This is a genomic window from Synechococcus sp. MU1643 (genome assembly GCF_020514095.1).
Classification (GTDB): domain Bacteria; phylum Cyanobacteriota; class Cyanobacteriia; order PCC-6307; family Cyanobiaceae; genus Parasynechococcus.
Window position 1 is genome coordinate 1 of record NZ_VTKY01000010.1, and the last position, 21,247, is coordinate 21,247.

The 21,247-nt window shown below is 61.7% G+C and carries 23 protein-coding genes; 11 read left to right on the forward strand and 12 right to left on the reverse strand.

What is annotated here, in order from left to right:
* Nucleotides 1-155: 155 nt before the first annotated feature.
* From FZX09_RS11135 to FZX09_RS11150, 4 genes are read right to left on the reverse strand one after another with little or no spacing between them, the layout of a single operon-like run.
* A complete protein-coding gene (locus tag FZX09_RS11135) occupies nucleotides 156-959 on the reverse strand; it encodes an inositol monophosphatase family protein (protein ID WP_226402853.1) in 804 nt (267 codons plus the stop codon).
* Nucleotides 953-2,662 (reverse strand): TolC family protein, encoded by a 1,710-nt coding sequence (locus tag FZX09_RS11140; RefSeq protein WP_370624243.1) that lies wholly within the window; start codon nucleotides 2,660-2,662, stop codon nucleotides 953-955. The genes FZX09_RS11135 and FZX09_RS11140 overlap by 7 nt, the downstream gene beginning before the upstream one ends.
* A 23-nt stretch (nucleotides 2,663-2,685) precedes the next feature.
* The gene (locus FZX09_RS11145; protein ID WP_226402857.1) at nucleotides 2,686-4,083 is read right to left on the reverse strand and encodes a TIGR03279 family radical SAM protein; all 1,398 of its coding nucleotides are present in this window, start codon (nucleotides 4,081-4,083) and stop codon (nucleotides 2,686-2,688) included.
* A gap of 19 nt (nucleotides 4,084-4,102) precedes the next feature.
* Complete coding sequence (locus FZX09_RS11150) at nucleotides 4,103-4,966, reverse strand: undecaprenyl-diphosphate phosphatase (RefSeq protein WP_226402859.1); 864 nt, start codon at nucleotides 4,964-4,966, stop codon at nucleotides 4,103-4,105.
* 109 nt (nucleotides 4,967-5,075) lie between these two features.
* Between FZX09_RS11150 and FZX09_RS11155 the strand changes: the two genes are divergently transcribed.
* The 3 genes from FZX09_RS11155 to nadB all read left to right on the forward strand — a co-directional run bounded on the left by FZX09_RS11155 (nucleotide 5,076) and on the right by nadB (nucleotide 8,036).
* Nucleotides 5,076-5,786, forward strand: coding sequence for a DUF3120 domain-containing protein (locus FZX09_RS11155; protein WP_226402861.1), 711 nt, complete (start codon nucleotides 5,076-5,078; stop codon nucleotides 5,784-5,786).
* A 113-nt stretch (nucleotides 5,787-5,899) separates the two neighbouring features.
* On the forward strand, nucleotides 5,900-6,307 hold the full coding sequence (gene psbU / locus FZX09_RS11160) for a photosystem II complex extrinsic protein PsbU (protein ID WP_186493929.1): 408 nt from the start codon (nucleotides 5,900-5,902) through the stop codon (nucleotides 6,305-6,307).
* Between the two features lie 70 nt (nucleotides 6,308-6,377).
* A complete protein-coding gene (nadB, locus tag FZX09_RS11165) occupies nucleotides 6,378-8,036 on the forward strand; it encodes an L-aspartate oxidase (protein WP_226402863.1) in 1,659 nt (552 codons plus the stop codon).
* A 13-nt stretch (nucleotides 8,037-8,049) separates the two neighbouring features.
* Here the strand turns inward: nadB and FZX09_RS11170 are convergent, their stop codons facing one another.
* Complete coding sequence (locus FZX09_RS11170) at nucleotides 8,050-8,979, reverse strand: vitamin K epoxide reductase family protein (protein WP_226402865.1); 930 nt, start codon at nucleotides 8,977-8,979, stop codon at nucleotides 8,050-8,052.
* Between the two features lie 85 nt (nucleotides 8,980-9,064).
* On the opposite strand from FZX09_RS11170, the gene rimO reads away from it, so the two are divergent.
* A complete protein-coding gene (gene rimO, locus FZX09_RS11175) occupies nucleotides 9,065-10,441 on the forward strand; it encodes a 30S ribosomal protein S12 methylthiotransferase RimO (protein WP_226402867.1) in 1,377 nt (458 codons plus the stop codon).
* Nucleotides 10,438-11,661, forward strand: a complete 1,224-nt coding sequence (locus tag FZX09_RS11180; protein WP_226402869.1) for an MFS transporter — start codon at nucleotides 10,438-10,440, stop codon at nucleotides 11,659-11,661. The genes rimO and FZX09_RS11180 overlap by 4 nt, the downstream gene beginning before the upstream one ends.
* Here FZX09_RS11180 and FZX09_RS11185 read toward each other — a convergent pair.
* Entirely contained in the window at nucleotides 11,654-11,746 is a 93-nt protein-coding gene (locus FZX09_RS11185; protein WP_011365270.1) for a hypothetical protein, read from the reverse strand. The two genes, FZX09_RS11180 and FZX09_RS11185, sit on opposite strands and share 8 nt — an antisense overlap.
* A gap of 145 nt (nucleotides 11,747-11,891) precedes the next feature.
* On the opposite strand from FZX09_RS11185, the gene FZX09_RS11190 reads away from it, so the two are divergent.
* Nucleotides 11,892-13,466: a B12-binding domain-containing radical SAM protein gene (locus FZX09_RS11190; protein ID WP_226402871.1), complete on the forward strand. Its 1,575-nt coding sequence runs from the start codon at nucleotides 11,892-11,894 to the stop codon at nucleotides 13,464-13,466.
* A 3-nt stretch (nucleotides 13,467-13,469) separates the two neighbouring features.
* On the opposite strand, the gene FZX09_RS11195 is transcribed toward FZX09_RS11190, so the two are convergent.
* Genes FZX09_RS11195 through FZX09_RS11210 form a run of 4 tightly spaced genes read right to left on the reverse strand, consistent with a single transcriptional unit; the run spans nucleotide 13,470 to nucleotide 16,705 of the window.
* Nucleotides 13,470-13,877 (reverse strand): DUF4346 domain-containing protein, encoded by a 408-nt coding sequence (locus FZX09_RS11195; RefSeq protein ID WP_226402873.1) that lies wholly within the window; start codon nucleotides 13,875-13,877, stop codon nucleotides 13,470-13,472.
* A 9-nt stretch (nucleotides 13,878-13,886) separates the two neighbouring features.
* A complete protein-coding gene (locus FZX09_RS11200) occupies nucleotides 13,887-15,062 on the reverse strand; it encodes a GNAT family N-acetyltransferase (protein WP_226402875.1) in 1,176 nt (391 codons plus the stop codon).
* A 33-nt stretch (nucleotides 15,063-15,095) separates the two neighbouring features.
* On the reverse strand, nucleotides 15,096-15,773 hold the full coding sequence (locus FZX09_RS11205; RefSeq protein WP_226402877.1) for a dihydrofolate reductase family protein: 678 nt from the start codon (nucleotides 15,771-15,773) through the stop codon (nucleotides 15,096-15,098).
* 11 nt (nucleotides 15,774-15,784) lie between these two features.
* Nucleotides 15,785-16,705, reverse strand: a complete 921-nt coding sequence (locus tag FZX09_RS11210; RefSeq protein ID WP_226402879.1) for a 6-carboxytetrahydropterin synthase — start codon at nucleotides 16,703-16,705, stop codon at nucleotides 15,785-15,787.
* Between the two features lie 51 nt (nucleotides 16,706-16,756).
* Here FZX09_RS11210 and FZX09_RS11215 point away from each other — a divergent pair, with 51 nt between their 5' ends.
* The gene (locus FZX09_RS11215; RefSeq protein WP_226402881.1) at nucleotides 16,757-17,332 is read left to right on the forward strand and encodes a shikimate kinase; all 576 of its coding nucleotides are present in this window, start codon (nucleotides 16,757-16,759) and stop codon (nucleotides 17,330-17,332) included.
* 2 nt (nucleotides 17,333-17,334) lie between these two features.
* Here the strand turns inward: FZX09_RS11215 and FZX09_RS11220 are convergent, their stop codons facing one another.
* Nucleotides 17,335-17,598: a chlororespiratory reduction protein 7 gene (locus FZX09_RS11220; RefSeq protein ID WP_226402883.1), complete on the reverse strand. Its 264-nt coding sequence runs from the start codon at nucleotides 17,596-17,598 to the stop codon at nucleotides 17,335-17,337.
* Between FZX09_RS11220 and FZX09_RS11225 the strand changes: the two genes are divergently transcribed.
* Complete coding sequence (locus FZX09_RS11225; protein ID WP_226402885.1) at nucleotides 17,597-18,274, forward strand: DUF6816 family protein; 678 nt, start codon at nucleotides 17,597-17,599, stop codon at nucleotides 18,272-18,274. The genes FZX09_RS11220 and FZX09_RS11225 overlap by 2 nt on opposite strands.
* Here FZX09_RS11225 and FZX09_RS11230 read toward each other — a convergent pair.
* Nucleotides 18,240-18,965 carry a glutathione S-transferase family protein gene (locus tag FZX09_RS11230; protein WP_226402929.1) on the reverse strand — a complete coding sequence of 242 codons (726 nt, stop codon included), beginning with the start codon at nucleotides 18,963-18,965 and terminating at the stop codon, nucleotides 18,240-18,242. The genes FZX09_RS11225 and FZX09_RS11230 overlap by 35 nt on opposite strands.
* A 59-nt stretch (nucleotides 18,966-19,024) precedes the next feature.
* On the opposite strand from FZX09_RS11230, the gene FZX09_RS11235 reads away from it, so the two are divergent.
* Genes FZX09_RS11235 through FZX09_RS11245 form a run of 3 tightly spaced genes read left to right on the forward strand, consistent with a single transcriptional unit; the run spans nucleotide 19,025 to nucleotide 21,235 of the window.
* Nucleotides 19,025-19,231 carry a DUF751 family protein gene (locus FZX09_RS11235; RefSeq protein ID WP_186495423.1) on the forward strand — a complete coding sequence of 69 codons (207 nt, stop codon included), beginning with the start codon at nucleotides 19,025-19,027 and terminating at the stop codon, nucleotides 19,229-19,231.
* Nucleotides 19,231-19,653, forward strand: a complete 423-nt coding sequence (gene rbfA / locus FZX09_RS11240; protein ID WP_226402887.1) for a 30S ribosome-binding factor RbfA — start codon at nucleotides 19,231-19,233, stop codon at nucleotides 19,651-19,653. Before FZX09_RS11235 ends, rbfA begins: the two co-directional genes overlap by 1 nt.
* On the forward strand, nucleotides 19,634-21,235 hold the full coding sequence (locus tag FZX09_RS11245) for a glycoside hydrolase family 3 N-terminal domain-containing protein (protein WP_226402889.1): 1,602 nt from the start codon (nucleotides 19,634-19,636) through the stop codon (nucleotides 21,233-21,235). Before rbfA ends, FZX09_RS11245 begins: the two co-directional genes overlap by 20 nt.
* Nucleotides 21,236-21,247: the final 12 nt, after the last annotated feature.

Here is a 21,247-nt window from a genome sequence, read left to right on the forward strand (position 1 = left end):
ACAACACCGTGGGATCGCTCCCTCTTGGTTTCGTAAGTCGCCTCAGACACATCAAGACTTTCGCCTCAAGCGCTTCGGCTTGCACGCTCGCCTCTCGGCTCCCGCGCAAGACAAAACCATAACACCATGACCTTCTTAAGTGCAATAGCAATCCTTCATGGCTGCACCAATGCCTCTCCCCAGGGAAGGAAACGCGCCAAATGAGCCCATGAACCAGCCGCCAACATTGGGAATCCGCGGTCAGCGACGTCTTCTCCCGGGGAGAGCTGCGCAGGATCAGCATCCAACCAGCGAATCGGACAGCCCAGTTCATCAAGCACCAACCATGCCGCCGCCAGATCCCAGATCTTGGGCGTGGCCTCCAGTGAAGCGATGGTCTGACCCATCGCAACACTCACCAAATTGAGGCTGGCGACACCAAACAGACGAATCTTTCCTGGGAAGCGCTCATCAGGTTTGCGCTGCAGCACACGAATCGAGCGACTGCAGAGCGAAACACATGCACTGGTGGCCAAGGCTCGGGTCTCTGACGTCAGCGGTTGATTGTTTCGCGTGGCACCGCGACCACGCAAAGCGACAAAGCGTTGGTCCAGCGCCGGCACATCCAGGAAAACCTCACTGGGACGACCATCGACGAAGCGAGCCACCGAAATCGCCCAATAGTGAATGCCGGCCGCAAAGTTGGTGGTTCCATCCAGGGGATCCACCACCCAATAAGCCCGCGACGTGGGAATTGTTTTTGATCCCTCCTCGCTGAGGACACCCTCCCCAGGGGCGATGCTGGCCAACCCCTCAACCAAAGCTGTATCACTCCAGCGATCACAGTCTGTAATTAACGAACCATCGGGCTTCACATCTGAGCCGATTCGACCAAAGTCCTGCAGCTGTCGAGCACGGATGCGATCCAGCAACAGATGAACTGCGCCCAGTTGATCGTCACTGAGCACCAACGTCACCACAGAGGCTGTACGGGACTGCTCTCAGTTTGATTCACCGACGCGCCGACAGACCCGACCGATGGGCAGGCGGCCTTGAGCGGCGTGGGCTCGATGGGAATCGGTAGTTGATCAGGTTCTGGCTTGGTTCCCGTCAGTGAGACAGCGTTACAGGCGATCAAGGCATCCAGGCCTGTGCGTCGCCTGAGCTGCGACAGATTGGTGTTGTAGTCGCGGATGGCACGTGCATATTTCAGCTCGGCCTGGGTGAGATCACGCTGGGTGTTAACCACCTCCCGCTGGGTCGTGACGCCTGCCTGAACCCTCAGCTGGGCCAGACGCAGAGATTCGCGAGACGAGAGAACCTCGCTAGCTGTTGTGCCGATGTTTTGGACAGCAGTTCGAAGACCAAGGAAGCTTTGCTCAACTTGAAAGCGAATCTGATCACGAGTTAGAGCGAAATCGAAACGGCTTTGATCCGCGGCCTGCTTCGAACGCCGGTATTCGGCACGAGCACGGCCGCCGTCAAACAAACGCCATGTTGCCGTCAACGCAGAACTGTTATCAACTCCGTAGCTGAAATCGCCCTGATCAATAGAAGTGGTTGAGGGCTGATTGGTCTGACCTTGCGTTCGAAACGCTGTGGTGGAGTTAACGAAACTCAAAACGGGCTGTACAACTGCTAGGGAAGCATTGGCCCGGCTGTTGTTTACGGAGATCTCAAGAATCAGTTGGTCCAGCTCTTCGCGGTAACTGAAGGCAGCGACGATGCTGTCCTGCAATGACGGTTGCCACAGACCCAACGGTCTTGACGGTGATGCCGCCGTCGGTGTCACCCGCAAAGGAAGGTCCAGCACAACCGCCAGATTGCGGCGCCTCAGCTCCTGCTGTCCAAGATTTGTCGCAAGCAAGTTGCGGTCACGAGCAAGCTGAGTTTCGGCCTCCAACACCTCCAATTTGGTGTTGACGCCAGCATTGAAACGAGCCCGGGCATCACGAAGGCTGACCAGGGAAGCCTTGACACCTGCCTGACCAATACGGACCCCTTCATCAGCTTCTTGAAGATCGAAATAAGCCGTCGCCGTCTCAAGGCGTAGATCCCGCAAGGCGATGAGATACGAATGCCTCGCTCTCTCGAATAGATCCCGAGCAGCAGCAATCTGCGGAACACGAGCAGGATTGATCAGATCCCAACTCACCCGCAGGCGCCCGTTCAGCCGCCACTCACTGCCATACCGCTCGTTGGGCCCCGGCACAAAATCTGGGTTTCGGTAGGAATAAGAGGAGAAGTATTCAGGCAGAGCGCTTGAGGTGAGGTCAACGGTCGGGTACCAGGCTGCAATTGCGGCGCGCAATGATGACTTGGCCTGATCAACCTGGCTTGCAACCGCCTTGAGGGATGGGCTGTTGAACTCCGCGAGCTGAAGCGCTTCCTCAAGGGTGAGGGGGCGCAGCTCATGGATGCGCACCTGCGCCGGCTCATCAGGAAGATCGAGAGGGGAAGGAGCAACCAACGACTCGAGAGATGCAGGCAAGGCATCTATTGCTGGAGTCATCACAGACGTATCAGCCTTGGGACGAGCACCCTTCAGATCAATCGCATCAGGGAGACTTACCTGGTCAACCAAGGCGGACTCAGCCTGAACTAAGTCTTTGCTGAGAGCAGGGGGAAAACCGGAAGAGACAACGCCCGCTACAAGGCAAATACCCGCGGTGATCCGGCGCACAGCAATCAAGAATTTATGAAAGTTTAGGGACTTTTTCCTACGACACCCAAAACTGAGTCCACGACGTCAGCCGCCCCATGCACGATCTGAATGGGCACCTCTAGCTGCGCGGCCAGGGCCTCCAGGGTCATGTCATCCAGGAAGACGGGCTCCCCCTGTCGCAACATCACCGACGGCAGCAGCAGCTCATCGCCCAGCTCTTGGCCCTGCAGGCCAGTGAGCAGATCCTGTCCCGTCAGCAGTCCGGTCACCACCTGCTCCTGCCCCCAATAGGGACTCGGCAACCCGATCAGATGAAATTCGACGCCATCAACAGCATTAAGCCGTTCAGCCACAGGCTGCAACGCCTGAGCCACGATTTGTCCGACCACCCAGCTGCAACGACGGGGCACAGGGACGACGCTGGGCAAATCCTCAGTTGCGGCATCCAACGATTCAAGGAAGGCACGGATGCTGCCCACGCCATTTTCCTGCTGCGGGAGATCCTCGTAGTTATCGCGGGGAGGCAAAGGCGATCCCGCCACCAAATACCACTCATCGGAGAGCCAGGCAAAACGAGTGCCTAATGACTCCTGAAAGTGCTGCTGCATGAGTTCCACCTGAGCAATCACCCTGCGGGCGCAGTCAGGATCCACAGGAACCAAGCCGTCATCCGCGGGCCTGAAGCGGGTAAGCCCCACAGGCACCACCGCCGTAGAGAGCACCGCCGGCCAGGGGCCTGCCGCGAAGGAGGCGAGGTCGTTCAGCGTTCTCTCCAAGGCAGGACCGTCGTTCAACCCTGGGCAAACGACCACCTGGGCATGGATTTGCAGATCACGCTGGTCAAACCAGGCGAGCTGGTCCATCACCTGGGCAGCACGCGGATTCACCAGCAGTCGTGAGCGCAGCTCAGGATCCGTTGCATGCACCGAAACAAACAAAGGCGATAAGCGCTGCTCCTCAATCCGCAGCCAGTCGGCCTCGCCCAGGTTGGTGAGAGTCAGATAGGAGCCGTAGAGAAAACTCAGCCTGTAATCGTCATCTTTGAGATACAGGCTGTCGCGCCGCCCAGGGGGCTGCTGATCGATGAAACAGAAAGGACAGTTGTTATTGCACTGGCGCAAGCCATCGAAGAGAGCCTCGGTGAAGGCCAGCCCAAGGCCGTCATCGGCATCTTTTTCCAGCTCCACCCGATGCAGCACACCCTTTGCATCACGCACCTCAAGGCAAAGCTCCTCCTCCACGCAGAGGTAGCGGTAATCGATCAGATCGCGTGGACGAATGCCATTGATGCTGAGCAACTGATCGCCCGGCTCAAAACCCAGCTCCTCCCCAATCGAGCCGGACTCCACGGACGCCACCACCGCTGGCTGCGGTTGACGACCATTGCTACTTGGATCCAGAGCTGCAACAGCAACCCCGGCGGATGGCTCATTCCACACAAGCCGGCTTCATCTGAACTCAGTGTGCGCCGTAAACGCCCCACCAGACCAGCAACAGCAGCCCGAACAGCAACCGGTAGGCGACAAAGAGCCAGGTGCTGTTGCGCTGCAGAAAGTTCAGCAACCAATCGATCGCCAGCCACGACACCACTGCAGCCGAAGCAATTCCGACGAGTAATGGCAGGGGACCGGTGCCAGAGCTAGCGGTCAGAGCATCCTTGAACTCCACCAGACCCGCGATAGTGATGGCGGGAATGCCCAAAAGAAAGGAAAAGCGGGCTGCATCAGCACGCTGCCAACCGTCGAACAGGGCCGCGGTGAGGGTGCTGCCGGAACGCGACACCCCCGGGAGCAGCGCAAGCGCCTGGGCCAGTCCCACCAAAAGGCCATCACGGCCTGAAACCACTGGCAGCTGCTTGCGCCGAGCGCCGACCCGTTCAGCCAGAGCAAGCAGCAGCGCCATCACAATCGAGACGATGGCAATCGAGGGAACGCTGCGCAGGGGTGACTGTTCATAGCCCTGGGCCCAGGCGAATTTGATCCCTAAACCGATTAGCAAAATCGGCAAGGTGCCCACCACCATTGCGAACCCGAGACGCGCTTCGGGTTCACGCCACTGGCCATAGCGAAAGGCTCGACTGATGCCCCGCAGCACCTGGCTGAGATCGGTGCGGAAAAAGGCGATGACGGCAACGACACTGCCCAGCTGAATGGCAGCGATTACGGAGACACCCGGATCGCCCCAACCCAAAAGCTCAGGAACCACCTTCAAATGGGCGGTGCTGCTGATCGGCAGAAACTCAGTGAGTCCTTGGATCACCCCCAACACCAGATCACGCCAGCAGGCCTCAAGCAGGGTGAGGGATGCAGAGGGGTCCGCCATCAACATGCGTATGTCGCTTTGACGGTATCCCGGCAGGCGTAGCGGGCATGTCGGCCGCGTCACTTGGAGATGTCTTCTAAGGTTCCGTGACTTTCTTCACATAGGACTTTTGATCGGCGGCACCTGGCAAACCTCAGCTCCCGTTCGGTCGTGGTCCTTCCCCGTGGCCCGCATCGCCGCAGCAATGGTGGTGCTGCCGGTGTTCCTTCAAGCTCCTTGGGTGCGCCTGGATCCGTTTTCGGCCACGTTGTTCACTGCGGTGCTAATTGCAGCCGGCCTGGTACTGCATCGGAGCCGCTCCCAAACGGCATCCGACCTGGGTTCACTACTGGTGGGTTTCAGCGGCAGCTGGCTCGCGGGTTGCATTTTCTGGGGGTGGCTGCGAGCCCATCCCGTTCTGCACCTACCGGTTGAAGCTTTCGCATTGCCTGTGGCTCTGGGCGGCCTACAAGGGCGCTGGCGCCTGGCGGCGACGTTTTATCTGTCGTCCCTGGTGGGAACAGCTTGTACAGACCTGGCCATGGCGGCCACCGGAGTGATGCAGTTCTGGCCCGCGGTGGTGACCGCCTCCCTGGATCAAGCGCCGCTACTGCTTCATCAAGCGGGGGTGTATCTGCTCCAACCCCTTCCTTTGGCAACCCTGCTGATCTCAGCAGTACTTGTGCTGATGGCTGGGCATCTCCTGAGCAAGAACATCAGCGGTTTCGTAGGTGATGCTGGATCCATGGCAGCTGCTGTCTTGATCACCACCCTGTGGGTGGACGGCTTGTTCCTGCTTTCGGCCTTGCTGCAGCCCGGGCTCAGTGGCCTGATCGAGTGAAACGAACTGCAAAAGCTCCACCGATTCAGGGACTTGATCGGCGCAACGACTTGTAGTCTTCCGGGGCCGGCATCGCCGGTCGACCCGTTCCGACCCCCTGATCGAGAGTTGAGATGAAGCGGCTTCTGAGCTGGCTGACCGGCGCCCTGGTGATGGCAAGTCTGATGGCAGGCCTTGTGCTTCCCAGCAGCGTCCACGCCGAAGACGACCTTCGCGACAAGTATTCCGGCAACGTCATCCGCAACGTTGTTGACGACAAGATCGCTGAACGTGAAGGGAAGGTTGACCTGAACAATTCCTCCGTGCGGCGTTTCCAGCAGTTCCCCGGGATGTACCCGACCATGGCTGGGAAGATCGTTCTCGGTGGTCCTTACGACAGCGTCGACGACGTTCTGTCCCTTGATCTGACCGAGCGTCAGCAGGAGTTGTTCGCTAAGTACCGCGACAACTTCACCGTCACCCCTCCCTCCATTGCTCTGAACGAGGGCGACGACCGAATCAATGACGGCCAATACCGCTGAGTCCTAACTCCGTCACAATGGTTGTGACTGGTTGAACCGCCGTACCACCGGCGGTTTTTTTGTCCTCTTGATGACCCAGCCCCGCAGCTCTGATCCAATCCCCTCAGGTCCCTGGGACGTGGTGGTGGTCGGTGCCGGGGCGGCTGGCTTGATGACTTGCCTCGATCTGCCCCGTGGGCTCAAGGTGCTGCTGCTCAACCGCAACACAGGACGGCGTTCCTGCAGCCGCTGGGCCCAGGGGGGCATCGCAGCAGTGACCCGCAAAGAGGACAGCGCCGAAAGCCATGCGGAGGACACCGTTCTGGCTGGAGCCGGCCTTTGTGATGGCGATGCGGTGCGGCTGTTGGTGCAGGAGGCACCCCATTGCGTGGAGCGCCTGGGGCAGCTGGGGATGGCCTTCGACCGGGATCAGGACGGCCTGGCCACCACCCTGGAAGCAGCCCACAGCTACAGACGAGTGCTGCATGTGCAAGACCGCACCGGGCGAGCCCTGGTGGATGTGCTGAGGGATCGTGTGGAGCAGCGGCCGGGGTTGTTGCACCGCCGCGGCGTTCGCGTGACGCAGCTGCTGGTGCGCGATGGGCGCTGTTGCGGCGTACAGGTGCTTGATGGGGCACATCTTCACGGGATCGAAGCCCGCGCCGTGGTGCTGGCCAGCGGCGGGGGTGGCCATCTGTTCGCCAACACCACAAACCCTGCCCAGGCCTGCGGCGAAGGCATCGCCCTCGCTTGGCAGGCAGGCGCAGCCGTGGAAGATCTGGAATTCGTCCAGTTCCATCCAACGGCCATCCGCCTGGATGACGCCCCCTGCTTTCTGATCTCCGAAGCCGTTCGTGGCGAGGGCGGGGTGCTGGTGGATGCACTCGGAGGCAGCCCTGTGGCCCACCTGCCCCAACGCGACCTCTCACCGCGGGACCAGGTGAGCCGAGCCTTGATGCAGGCCATGCAGCGGCAGCAGGTGAAACAGATGTGGCTCGACTTCGCCGCCATCCCACGCGACCAGGCAGAGCGACGCTTTCCAACAATCCTGGACCGCTGCGACGAACTCGGACTGAATCCGTTGGAACAGCCGATCCCTGTGGCCCCAGCCGCCCACTACTGGATGGGAGGGGTGGCCACAGACCTGCAGGCCGCCACCACGCTGCCCGGGCTCTATGCCGTGGGGGAGGTGGCATGCACTGGCCTGCATGGCGCCAACCGACTGGCCAGCAACTCCCTGATGGAATGCCTGGTGTTCGCCCATCGCCTCAAAGAGATCGAACTCGGCCCCGTCCCAACGGCCCGCGCCCAAGGCACATCGCACAAGCTCGCTTTGGACCTCGACGGCGGCAGCAGCTCGCACTTGATCGACGCCATCGAGCAGCTTCGACAGCTCTGCTGGCGACGAGCAGGGGTGGAACGATCCGCCGTTGGACTGCGCCAGGCCATCGGCAAAGTCAAAACCGACGAACAGCACCTGGAGCAGCAGGCGCTGCTGCAAGCCCTCCTACGGGAGGACCCCTGTGCCCCCAGGCTTCTAGCTGAGAGCAGCCGACGCGATCTGAACCTGTTGCTGGATCTCCACCACAGGTTGCTGACCAGCCGTCTGATGCTGGAGGCCTGCATGTTTCGCGAAGAAAGTCGAGGAGGCCACTACCGCAGCGATGCTCCCGCCCCGCAGCCGCAATGGATGCAGCATTCCCGGCAGCAACGGCAGCGGGGCATCATCACCCGTGCCGTCCGGGACTAAGAGCATTCCTGATTCAGAAGTCGGTGTCGTCCTTGTAGCCGCTGAGTTCCGCCAGGGCATCGAGCCCTTTCACTCCAGAATCAATGCTGCCGTTGATCTCCCAGCTGGGGAAACCCTCCAATCCTTTGCTGCGGCAAAGGTCGGCCTGGTTGTTCTCACCATCCGGCGCACACTCCACCACCCTCAGCTGATCGGAGGCCTCCTTGCCGAACAACTCCTTCTGTTCATGGCAGTGGGGGCACCAGTAGGCGGAATACATCACGGCGCCGCTGCTGGTGAGGTGCTCAGCTAAAGCAATGGAAGCTGGCGTGCTCTTGGTGGTGACAAGCGGTGCAACGCCAGATCCGCTGGCCACGGCCTCGGGCCGATTCGGATCCACCACAGACGCCCAGATCAAGCCCCCCAACAGCACCGCCAGGGCAAGAAGCACGCCGCGAAATAGCAGCTGCCCCAAGTCGTCCCAACCACCACCAACGATGGACAGCACGAACAGGGCCAGAGAAAGGCCAGCAGAAAGAACGCAGAAGAAGCAGAAGGCCTGAATCTTGAGCAACATCACCCCCAGCAGCACGCCGCTGAAGACAGCCATGGCCAGAGAGACCGTGAACAGGCCCCACCAGGTGCGGCGAGACAGGTCGCTCTTGTTTTCCTGCAAGCCCGGTAACAAGGGCAGCAATGCCATCAGCAGCACGGCCCCGTAGGCCAACACCCCCACCATCGACAGCGGAATCCCGGCGAAGAGCGTCCCCCAGGCACTGTTGAGCACCTTGTCGCAGCCATCGGCCCCCATCGGACAGGTGAGGTTGCCAAGCAGACCCCAGCGCTTCAGGGTGATCGAACCGGTGTCGATCAACCCTGCAGTGGCCAGCACCGCCATGGCAATGCGGGCCCACTTAGCGCCGGAATCCTGGCGGCGACGGCTGACGAGACGGGTGGTGCCCATCCTTGATCTTCAAGTGATCGGATTCTGTCAGCTCTGACGTGATCAGGCCGCTTCGTAGGCTGATCCTTGGCCTGCCGGCGACGTGATGACAAGCACCCCGACGAAACCGACGGTCGCCTTTGCCCACCTGGGCTGCGAAAAAAATCGGGTAGACACCGAACACATGGTGGGGCTGCTGGCGGAAGCGGGCTATGGCGTCAGCACCGATGAGCGCGATGCCGCCGTGGTGGTGGTGAACACCTGCAGCTTCATCCAGGACGCCCGCGAAGAATCGGTGCGCACCCTGGTGGGTCTGGCGGAACAGGGCAAGGAATTAATCATCGCGGGATGCCTGGCCCAGCATTTCCAGGAGGAGTTGCTGGAGTCGATCCCCGAGGCCAAAGCCATCGTGGGCACCGGCGATTACCAGCACATCGTGGATGTGCTGCAACGGGTTGAAGCGGGGGAGCGGGTGAACCAGGTCAGCGCCGTCCCCACCTTTGTAGGTGACGAACACCTGCCACGCCAGCGCACCACCGACCAAGCAGTGGCCTTCCTCAAAGTGGCTGAAGGCTGCGACTATCGCTGCGCCTTCTGCATCATTCCGAAGCTGCGGGGAGATCAGCGCAGCCGACCGATTGAATCGATCGTGGCCGAAGCCCACCAACTGGCCGAACAGGGGGTGCGGGAGCTGATCCTGATCAGCCAGATCACCACCAACTACGGCCTTGACCTTTACGGCAAACCCAAGCTGGCGGAACTGCTGCGGGCCCTGGGCGAGGTGGAGATCCCTTGGATCCGGGTGCACTACGCCTATCCCACCGGTCTGACCCCAGATGTGCTGGCGGCTTACAGGGAGGTGCCCAATGTGGTGCCTTATCTCGATCTGCCGTTGCAACACAGCCATCCGGAGGTGCTTCGGGCGATGAATCGCCCCTGGCAGGCGGATGTGAACGACCGCCTGCTGGATCAGATCCGCGAACAACTCCCCGACGCGGTGCTGCGCACCACGCTGATCGTGGGGTTCCCCGGCGAAACCGAAAAGCACTTCCAACACCTGATGGGCTTCCTTGAACACCAGCGCTTCGATCACGTGGGTGTGTTCACCTTTTCCCCCGAGGACGGCACGGCAGCTGCCGACCTGCCCGATCGCGTCGATCCCGAGGTGGCTCAGGCCCGCAAGGATGCCCTGATGGCTCTGCAACAACCGATTTCGGCGGAACGGAACAGCCGCTGGGTAGGGCGCACTGTTGACGTGCTGATCGAACAACACAACCCGCAAACCGGCGAGATGATCGGTCGCTGCGCCCGCTTTGCACCCGAAGTGGACGGTGAAGTGCGGGTGCAACCCGGCGACGATGGTCAGCAAGCCGCTCCAGGCAGCCTGGTGCCAGTGGAGATCACCGGGGCCGACATCTACGACCTCAGCGGGCGGGTTGTTGGTGCCCGCGCCATGGTGGCCGCAGCGAGACGCCAGGGTTGAGCCTTCTCCAACTGCGGGCCGGGCAGCAACGCCAGCTTTTTCTGATCGCCTCCGGCATGAGCACGGCGGGTTCTTTCGCCGGCATCACCGCCAAGGGCTGGATTCTGATGAAAGGGGGCGTGGATCCCTTCGTGCTTGCCTTGAACTTCGCCGCGCTATCGCTGCCCACACTGCTGGTGAGTGGTCCAGCGGGGGTGCGCACCGACCGCGTTGGCTGTGAACAGGTGCTGGTTCAGGCGCAATGGGCACTGCTGGCCGCTTCTGGCCTGGGAGCCCTGGCTATCCCGCTGCTGGAAGGCACAGCCCAGGTGCTGCTGCTGCTGTTCAGCACCCTGCTGGTAGGAATCGCCGGCGCCTACGAGCTCACGGCTCGCAACAAATACTGCTCAATTTTGGTGGAACGCCCCGACCAACTGGCGGGCTACCTCACGAGCTTTTCGGTGGTGTTCAACGTGGGCAAGCTGGTGGGTCCCCCGATCGGCGGGTTATTGCTGGCGGCCACTGGCCCGGCCTGGGCCCTGGGCATTGATGCGGCCAGCTATCTCCTGCCAATCGCCAGTGTGATGTTCTTGCTCAATCCGAATCGGGATCAGGAAGTGCGGAGCAGCGGCGGCCAAGACGCCAGCTTGCTCAATGCCTGGCGCCACTGCGGCAGCACCCTGCAAGGGATGCTCAGCTTCACCGCGGTGCTGTGTCTAATCGGGTTTTATCACCCGGGACTAGCCCCGTTAATTGCCTTCGATCAACTGGGGCCCAAGCCCACGGATCTGGGGCTGTTCACCAGCGTGCTGGCGGCCGGCAGCATCGTGGGCGGTCTGGTGTTGCAACGCAACAGCCAGCGTTTCTGCCGGCGCCCGTTCCTCACCCTCGGGGGCTTTGGCTTGATTACCGCAGTGGCCCAGCTGGGAATGGCCCGGACGCCAGGGCCTATCTTCAGCCTGGCCATGGCCTTTCTGATCGGCGCCGGCACAGCAGGGCTGCTGAGCAGCTGCAACTTGATCAGTCAGATCGGCTCACCGCAGGTGATGCGCGGTCGCATGGCTGGGCTCAGCCAGATCGCCTTCCTGGGCGGAGGCGGAATCAGTGGATTGATCGTTGCCCTGATGGTGATGTTCAGCAGCCTCTCTACGGCTTTCGCAGTCACCGGTTGCCTCAGCGCTGCTTTGGCTGTGCTCTGGATGCGAAAGCGAGGTGCGAAAACATTGGAACCGCTCAGATGAGCTTGATGCCCTTCAGCAGCTTGGTGAGCACAAAAGCCGTCACCAGACCGGAACCAACCAGGCCGAGATAGATGCCGACGCCCATGTGCAAGTACGGAGGTGACCACCATTAGATCACCCACTGGCCTGGGTTCAGGCCATTGCGCTTAGGGTTTGTGAACAGCTGATACCGATTGAAAGGTATCCCCAGCCGGGCCAGCCGGACGTTCCATCCACCAACGCCCGACGCCATGCGCGCTCTTTTCGTTTATCCAGAGTTCCCGAAGACCTTCTGGAGTTACGAAAAGATTCTCGAGCTGGTGAATCGCAAAGTGCTACTGCCTCCCCTGGGGCTGGTCACCGTGGCAGCACTTCTCCCTCAGGAGTGGGAGATGAAGCTTGTAGACCGGAATGTGCGGGAGGTGACGGACGAGGAGTGGAACTGGGCCGAACTGGTAATCATTTCAGGAATGATCGTCCAGAAGGACGACATGGCCGCGCAGATCAACAAGGCCAAACAGAGAGACCTTCCTGTGGCCGTTGGTGGCCCCTTCGCGAGCTCCACACCGGATGCATCGGAATTGGATTTGGCGGATTTCAAGATCCTCGATGAAGGGGAAATCACCCTGCCGATGTTCCTCGATGCCCTGGAACGGGGGGAGACCGGTGGTCGCTTCACCGCCGAGGGCGACAAACCGGATGTGACAGCCACCCCGATTCCCCGCTTCGACCTGCTGCAGCTCGAAGCCTACGACTCGATGAGCGTGCAGTTCTCGCGTGGCTGCCCCTTCAACTGCGAGTTCTGCGACATCATCGTTCTCTACGGCCGCAAGCCACGCACCAAGACCCCCGAGCAGTTGGTGGCAGAACTGCAATATCTGCACGACCTGGGCTGGCGGCGCTCGATCTTTCTGGTGGACGACAACTTCATCGGCAACAAGCGCAACGCCAAGTTGCTGCTGCCGCAAATCCGCAGCTGGCAGGAGGAGCGTGGGTACCCCTTTAGCTTCTCCACCGAAGCCTCCGTGGATCTGGCCGACGACGAGGAAATGATGCGGATGATGCACGACGCCCGCTTTGAAAGCGTCTTCCTGGGCATCGAAACCCCGGACGAGGCCAGTTTGGAAACGGCTCGCAAAGTGCAGAACACGCGCAACCCACTCGATGCCGCGGTGGACCGAATCACCGCCAACGGAATCCGCGTGATGGCGGGTTTCATCATCGGTTTCGACGGCGAGAAGGATGGCGCGGGTCACCGCATCGTGGAATTTGTCACCCGCACCGGCATCCCCGCCGCGATGATGGGCATGCTGCAGGCCCTGCCCAAGACAGCCCTCTGGGCACGACTGGAACGGGAAGGTCGCCTGATTCAGGGTGAAGACGCCGCCAAGGGCGTAAACCAAACCAACCTGCTCAACTTCCAACCAACCCGACCGATCCGCGACATTGCCAACGAGTACGTAGACGCGTTCTGCGCGCTTTACGAACCCAACGCCTACATGGATCGCGTTTACAGCTATTACCTGAAGATGGGGACACCCCGCTGGAAAGCCGCGGCCAAACTGCCCAGCTTGGTGGACCTCAAGGCGCTAACCATCGTGGTGTGGCGGCAGGGCATCAAGCGCAACACTCGAAACCGTTTCTGGCGTTACATGTTCGGCATGGCACGCAACAACCCAGCCCTGCTTGAACAGTTCCTGTCGGTCCTAGCCCACAACGAGCACTTTCTCGAGTACCGCTCGATTGTTCAGCAGGAAATACGCGAACAGCTGGAATCGCTTCCACCGGAGGAACCCACGGCAACAAAAGAACTGCAACCCGCCTGATTGTTAGTCCTGGACGTAGACCCTGCCATCGCGCAGGCACTGCTCGGCCTTCTGCAACTCCCTCCCCAGATAGAGAGCATGGTCGAGGCGACTGACTGGGTGTGGGTCTTCGCCTTCCGTGAGCTGAATGCCCAGCTGTTTGGCTGTATTGCCGCGGTAGACGACTGAGGGACGCCGTGGAGCATTGCCGCCGTCGCAACACAACACCTCACCGGTTTCCGAATCCCTGGCCAACCCCTTGTCATCAATGGTGTTGCCGTAATGCTCCAGCACCAGTTCGGCGGCTTCACGATCCAGCTTGATCAAGAAATAGCCACTGGGATCCAGAGCGATGAACCTCTGGGACAGTCGCTTATCCAGAGCATCCATCGCCGCCGCGGGGGATGCCGGTGCTTCCGGGGTGGTGGTCATCCCTTCAACCTACAAAGCCAAGGCCGGAGGTTCTGCTTTGAAGGGCAGCTCCGAATTGATGGCCTCGATCTCCTCCAGCATCAAGCCATTCACCTTGGGCAACCAGGTGCGGATCAATTGATCCATCTGGGGCTGGTACCAACGGTGCAGGCTGGCATGGGGTCGTGCGACAAAGCCTCTCCGCCGTTTGTGACTGCCGCCGGCTCCAGGGTCAAAGCTGAAGATGTCATTGGCGAGGGCCCATTCGATCGGGGAGTAATAACAGACTTCGAAGTGAAGACAATCAACCTCCTCGTGGCTGCCCCAGTAGCGGCCCCAGAGCTGACGACCGTCCTGCACGCACATCGACATCGCCACCGGATCGCGCGGGTCACCGCGATGGGCGGAAAAGAGCACCAGCTGATCGCGATGCAGCCGTGCCAACGCTTCAAAAAAGCCCTCCTCCAGGTACTTACTACCCCATGGTCCCCAGCGAGCACAGTGCTGCTCATAGAAACGATGCATGGTTTGCAACAGCGCAAGGTCCAGCTGGTCGCCGCTGAGGGGTGTGACGGTGATCCCGGCCTTGGCTACAGCCTTGCGTTCCCGCTTGATGTTGCGGCGCTGGTTGGCATTGAAGCCCTTGAGGTAATCCTCAAAACTCTGGCCATCGCCGCGGCTCCACAGACTTTGCTGATTCAGCCAGGCGGCACAGCCGGCGGCCTCCGCTAGGGGCCGCCACTGCGGATCCACATAGAGAAAATTGCAGCTGAGGATGCCGTTCTGTTCGCAGAAGCGATCGATCGCCCGCAGCAACTCCCGGGTGAGCAGAGCCTCGTCTTCTCCAGATCGCACATGGAAGCGGTAGCCCAGCACGGGGCTGACCGGACTCATGCCAAGGAGCTTGGGATAGTAACGCAGCCCCAGATCCGCCGCCAGACGGGCAAAGGTCTGGTCGAACACAAACTCGCCATAGCTGTGGCCCTTGAGGAACAGCGGAGCCACCGCAATCGGCGTGTCATCGCGCCAGAGGGCCAGATGCAGGGGCTGCCAGCCCTGCTCGGGGATGGTGCTGCCTGAGCTTTCCAATGCCTCCAGCCAGCTCCATCGGTAAAATGGGATCGCACCAGCTCCCACCAGGCTATTCCACTGCTGCTCCGGGATCTCGTTGATGGAGCGATGCCAACGGGCCGTGAGTGACGTCATTGCGACGGTGTCTTTGGCCTTTGTGCGGTGACCTTAACCAGGTCGGATCCGTTGGTAGCGAACAAGCCACTCCCCATCCCCGAGATCCTCAGCGCCCTCAGACTGCCAAGCACCCAGTTGCGTCAAAGCAGCTGGCAACCGCGCATCGGAGCAAGGCAACCAACTAAAGCGGCCGCCCAGGAGCTGGGGCACCAAGGTGAGCTGGAGAGTATCGACACAATCGGCTTGCAACAAATCGGCGCTGAGCTGGGCGCCACCCAGAAGCACCAGACGCTGAATCCCGGCTGCTCCAAGCTCATTGAGCCGCTCCGGCCAGGTTGGCGCCAAAGGCAACCAACGATCAAAGCCTTGATCCACTGGTTCAGGAGCCAGCAGCCAACGTTGAAGCGGCTGATCAAAAAAACGCCAGGTGCTCGAGAAGTCAGGGGATCGGCTGACAACCACAGCCGCCGGCTGCTCCGCCCGCCCCTCGCGACGTCGTTGCTCAAGCAGCTGAGGGTTGCGGATCAAGCAAGTGCACTTATGGGCCCGCAGGGTGCCGGCACCGATCAGGCAGGCATCCCCCCAGGCGAGCGCCTGCTCCAGAGCACGACGGTCACCCTCACCCCCCAGCTGGGCGGCACCCCCATCCGGCGGAGCCAAGCGGCCATCGATACTGATGGCCAGCACCAGCCGAACGAAGGGGCGTGAAGGGGTAGGGCGTTGGGGCATCAAGCCGTCGATCAGACGGCAGCCACGGCATCGAGAGCTGCCGGAGACATCTCCAGCTGGGGTGCTTCGGCATAAACCTCGGCCGCATTGTTCGGGCTCTCCTGCAGCCGCACTTTGTGGAGGCTGGCGCCGATGGCCTTGATGGGGCTGGAGAGACGATCAGCGATATGAAGGGCAATGTTCTCTGCCGTGGGAACGCACTCCTCAAAGAAGGGGACGTCTTTGTTGAGGAAGGTGTGGTCGAACGGCTCGACCACCAGATCATCCACGAGGCGCTGCAGCGCGGAGAGGTCGCAGACCATGCCGGTACGGGGATCGATCTCACCGCGCACAGTCACATCCACCAGGTAGTTGTGGCCATGACCGTGGGGACGGGCGCACTTGCCGTAGATCGCTTCGTTCTCCTCCTGGCTGAGCTCCGGGCGTGCCAGTCGGTGAGCGGCGGCGAAGTGGGTGCGGATGGTGAGGAAGGCGTCCATGGGATGTCCGAGATAGTCGGCCCAAAGGCCCGGTTGTTCGTAGAGGCGCAACGCCGTGATCGGCAGATGATGGCTGAGGCGTTGCCAAATCACCCGCACTAGGGCCTCGGTGGTGGGGAGGCAACCTGCAGGGGTGGAAACGTCAAATTCCGGCCAGGCCTCATTGAGGAAGCGGAAATCCAGCTGGCCCGTCACCTCATTGCGGATGGCGTGCTTCACCTCCGAAAGGTTGAGCACCATGCCGTCGACGTCCAGACCGCCAGCCATGGACACAATCAGCTCGTAGTTGTGGCCATGGCCAGGAGCCAAAGCGCAGGGCCCAAAACGGGCAGCATTGTCATCGGCTGACAGTTCGGGCAACCAATAGCGATGGCTGGCACTGAAACAGGCCCTCCTTGTGATGACACAACCACGACCTTGGCCGTGCCGTGCTGGTGACTTCGTTTCAGTCATGTGACGTTCCGGCCGCGAGGCATCCTAATGAGCTAATGCCGTTTCCGAGCCATGGCGGATTCCACCCTCACCCTCAAACAGCGTCTTAGCGGGCGCAGCCTTTACCTGGTGGGAATGATGGGCAGCGGTAAGACGAGCACGGGCCGCCCCCTTGCCGAACGCCTGGGCTACGGCTTTGTGGATGCCGATGCCGTTATCGAACAGGCGGCAAGCTGCAGCATTCCGGAGATCTTTGATCGGGATGGCGAAGCGGGCTTCCGCAGCCTGGAAAGCCAAGTGCTCAGTGCCATCAGTCAGCGCCACTCCCTGGTGGTGGCCACCGGCGGCGGTGTGGTGACCCAGCCGGAGAACTGGGGACTGCTGCACAGCGGCATCGTGATCTGGCTCGATGTGGTTCCCGATCAGTTGCTGCAACGGCTGAACGCCGACAGCACGGTGCGCCCGCTGCTGCAGACCGCTGATCCTGAAGCGGCTGTCAACGCGCTGTTGAACGAGCGCCGTCCCCTCTACGCCGAAGCCGATCTAACGGTGGTCATCAATGAGGAAACTCCAGAGACCGTGGCTGACGGGATCCTGCAACTGCTGCCAAGCCTGCTGAAGGATCCAACCCAACGCCGAACCGACTGAACTCAAGCCGTTGGCGGCTCCAACCGCACCGCAAACCACTGCAAAGTCACCCCGGGGCTGATCTCCAAATCACAGGCCGTATCGATCAACCGCTGCGCCGCTGATTCCACATCGGGTTGATCCGCCAGATCGGCCGGCAACTGATCAAGACTGCGCAACCAACCGCTCAGCCATGTCAACGTGTCGGCAGCGCTGAGCAGCTGCTCCGGCTTGCCTGGCTCCAGCACCACATAGTTATCAAGGGCACGGATCAGGGGATCAGACATGGAACGGCGGTTATGGATACTGCTGATCGGCCTCACCATCCTGCTCAATGGCGGCCCCGCCTGGGCTCAGGGAAGTCTTGAACAGCGGTTGAACAGCTGGCCCGACTGGAGCCTGCCGGCACCATTGCCGCGTCCCTCGAATCGAGACGACCTGATTTATCCCGACTGGTTTGCTGGGGTGTGGCAAGTGGAGAGCGTTGATCTCGATGCCCCAGAGGTTCCACCACTGCTGCATCAAGCACGGTTTCAAGCCGATCGGCGCGGTCGACTGATCGGCGATCGCAGCTTCAATGCCACGGCCATCGGTCGTGCCCTGCTTGGGGAGCAGCTGCTGGGTGTCGAAGAAGACCCCGACTCCGCCAACCGCCAGATCGCCCGACTCAAAGGCGATCTCTACCTCGAAACTACGGTGACGGGCCGCCATCAGGAGAGCCCAAGCACCGACACCTTTCTGGCAGATGAGTTGGTACTGCAGATCCTGCATGCTCCCGGACCGCCACGGCTGAGCCGGATCGAAACCCTCAGCCGCTACAGCCGCTGTGGCGAGGACATCTGCGCTGAGCAGTGGCAGGGGCGCTATGCCTCACCGGGCGAGAGTCTGCGGGATCAGGCCATCGCCCAGCACCACTATCAATTGCGCTTCACACCTCTTCCAGGGTCCGCTCCATCAATTTGAGTTCGATCTGGTCCCGCCACTGGAACAGCGGCTGCAGCTTGGGGTGATCGCTCAGCCCAGGCACCCCCCTGCCTGCCAGGGCTGAGCCTGCAGAGGAGGGGAAGCGAAGCAGCGACAACTGAGCGGCGACGGCGATATCGGCCAAGGTCATGCTGTCGCCCACCAACCAGGGGCTGGACTGCACGGATGTGGCGAGCTGCTCCAGGCTGGCCAGCAGCTCGGTGCGCTCCTTCTGGTTGACCAGTTCGGTGATGTTGCTGACCCAACCGCCGGGGATCACACCCATCACCGAACGAACGGGGTCGGGCAGATCGTCAGGCAGCAGAGCAACCCGCAGCTCGGGGTCGAGTGCCGCGGCCTGCACCAAGGATGAGCGGCCGGCCATCGCCAGCGTGGTGTCGGCCCAGTCCTCCAGCAGATGCACCTGGGCGGCCTGGCGTGGGTCGGTGGGAATCAGTGCAGGGTCCGGCTCTCGCTGATCCAGATGCAGCGCAATGGCGCTGGAGTCGGCAATCACCTGATCGCCATCAACCAACACGGGAACCTGCCGTTGGCCGGACAGCCGGAACACGGCCACCTGGCCGACGCCGGGGGTCACCTCCACGGTGCGGAAACTCAGCCCCTTGGCCTGCAACACCATCCGCACCTTGAGACAAAACGCGGAATGGCGGAATTGATGCAGCTCCAACATGTCCAAAACAGCCATGGGCCCGGCAGAGTAGCCAGCAGATTTGCGAGTACGCCAGAACCATGCGGGAGTTTTTCCTCAACGTCTCCCGTTACCCCCGTTATCTGGTGGCCTTCACCCTCGGGGTGATGAACTCCGTCGCCGAACCCCTGGCCGCACGCCGGAGCAATCCCGTCACGGCCGTGGCCTTGATCGGCGCCTTGATCAGCGGTGGAATCAGCCTCACCTTGGTGCTGCGTGCCATGGTGAATTCAGCACCGATGGCGTGATGGCACAGGGGCGTCGAGTAGAGCGGGTGGCCGCCCTGATCCGCAAAGAAGTCAGCGAACTGATGATCAACGGCATCCGGGATGAACGGGTGCACCAGGGCATGGTGAGCATCACCGAAGTGGAGGTGTCCGGCGATCTGCAGCACTGCAAGATCTTCGTGAGCGTTTTCGGAGAGGCCCAGGAGCGCGACCAGGTGCTCGAGGGGCTTCAGGCAGCCAGCGGCTTCCTGCGGGGAGAACTGGGGCGACGGCTGCAGATGCGCCGCGCCCCCGAGGTGGTGTTCCAGCTGGATCGGGGCCTGGAACGCGGCACCTCCGTGTTGGGGCTGCTGAATCGCCTCGAAGACGAACGGCAGGAGCGGGGCGAGATTCCACCCGGAAGTGATGAAGAGCTAGGCCGCGATGAACAGCCTCCCGGCTGACAACCTGCGTCGCCGGGTGGCGGAACTGCTGGTGCTGCGGGCCAGTGGCCATCAAAGCGACCAGCAGCGCCGCTACCCGCAGTGGGAACTGCCGAACAGCGAACTGCAGCGTCTGCTGCAGGAGGGTGTTGGCGGCGTGATCCTGCTGGGGGGCAGCGCCGTGGAACTGCAGCAGCGCACCCAGCAACTGCAGGGCTGGAGTGACCAGCGATTGCTGTTCTGCGCCGACGTTGAAGAGGGCGTGGGCCAGCGCTTCGAAGGAGCCAGCTGGCTGGTGCCGCCCCTGGCCCTTGGGCGTCTCCACCAGCGGGACCCCGAGTTAGCCTTGAATTTGAGTGAGCGCTATGGCCGCTGCACCGGCGAACAGGCCCGTCGCTGTGGCCTGAACTGGGTACTGGGCCCAGTTTGCGACGTCAACAACAACCCCGCCAACCCAGTGATCAATGTGCGGGCTTGGGGGGAGGATCCCAACAGTGCCAGCGCCCTGACAGTGGCCTTCCTGGGGGGACTGAAGCAAGCGGGTGTTCTCGGATGCGCCAAGCACTTTCCAGGCCACGGCGACACCAACAGCGACTCCCATCTGGACCTACCGGTGCTGCCCCACAGCCGCGAGCGGCTGGATCAGATCGAACTGCCGCCTTTTCGTGCCGCCATTGCCGCCGGTGTGGACAGCGTGATGACGGCCCATCTGGTGCTGCCGGAACTGGATCCGCAGCAACCGGCCACCCTCTCCAAAACCGTGCTCACCGATCTGCTGCGGCGCCAGATGGGCTTCAACGGTCTGGTGGTGACCGATGCCCTGGTGATGGAAGCGATCAGCGCGCGGCACGGCGCCGCCGAAGCAGCTGTGCTGGCCTTTGAAGCCGGGGCCGACCTGATCCTGATGCCGGCGGATGCTGATGCCGCCATCGATGGTCTCTGCGACGGCTTCAGCAGCGGACGGCTGCCCCTCGAGCGGTTGGAAGAGAGCCTTCAACGCCGGGCTCATGCGCTGGCATCGATCCCAACCAGCACACCTTCAGGTCCGATCGTTACCGCAGCCGAGCAAGCTCTTGAAGCTGAGCTGGTGGGTCACAGCATCACGGTCAGCGGTACAGCGGTTCACCCGGAAGCAGGAATCAACCTGGTGCGCGTGGATGCAATGGTGCCCAGCGCAGCCGCCCTCAGCGGCTGGTCACCGGCCCTGCGCATCCCTGAAGCCGAGGGATTTCGCTCGGTGGTGCTGCATGGCGAGGGCCTGTCGCCCTGGAGCGGCCAGCCGGAGGGCCCCCTGGCGCTGGACCTCCTCGGTGATGGAGCGGTGCTGCTGCAGCTGTTTCTGCGGGGCAACCCCTTCCGCGCCGGGCGAGATGCCCAAGAACCCTGGGCCGCAACGATCCAACAACTAATCGCCCTCAACCGCCTGGCGGGAGTGGTGATCTACGGCAGCCCTTACCTCTGGGACAGCCTGCAGCCGCTTCTGCCCAGCGGCTGCCCTGCCGCCTATTCCGCCGGCCAGATGCAGGAAGCCCAACGCCAGGTACTCACCGCGCTGTTCCCCACCACTACGCCGACTGGCAAAAGCGGTGCATTCACCGACTGACCACCGCCAACC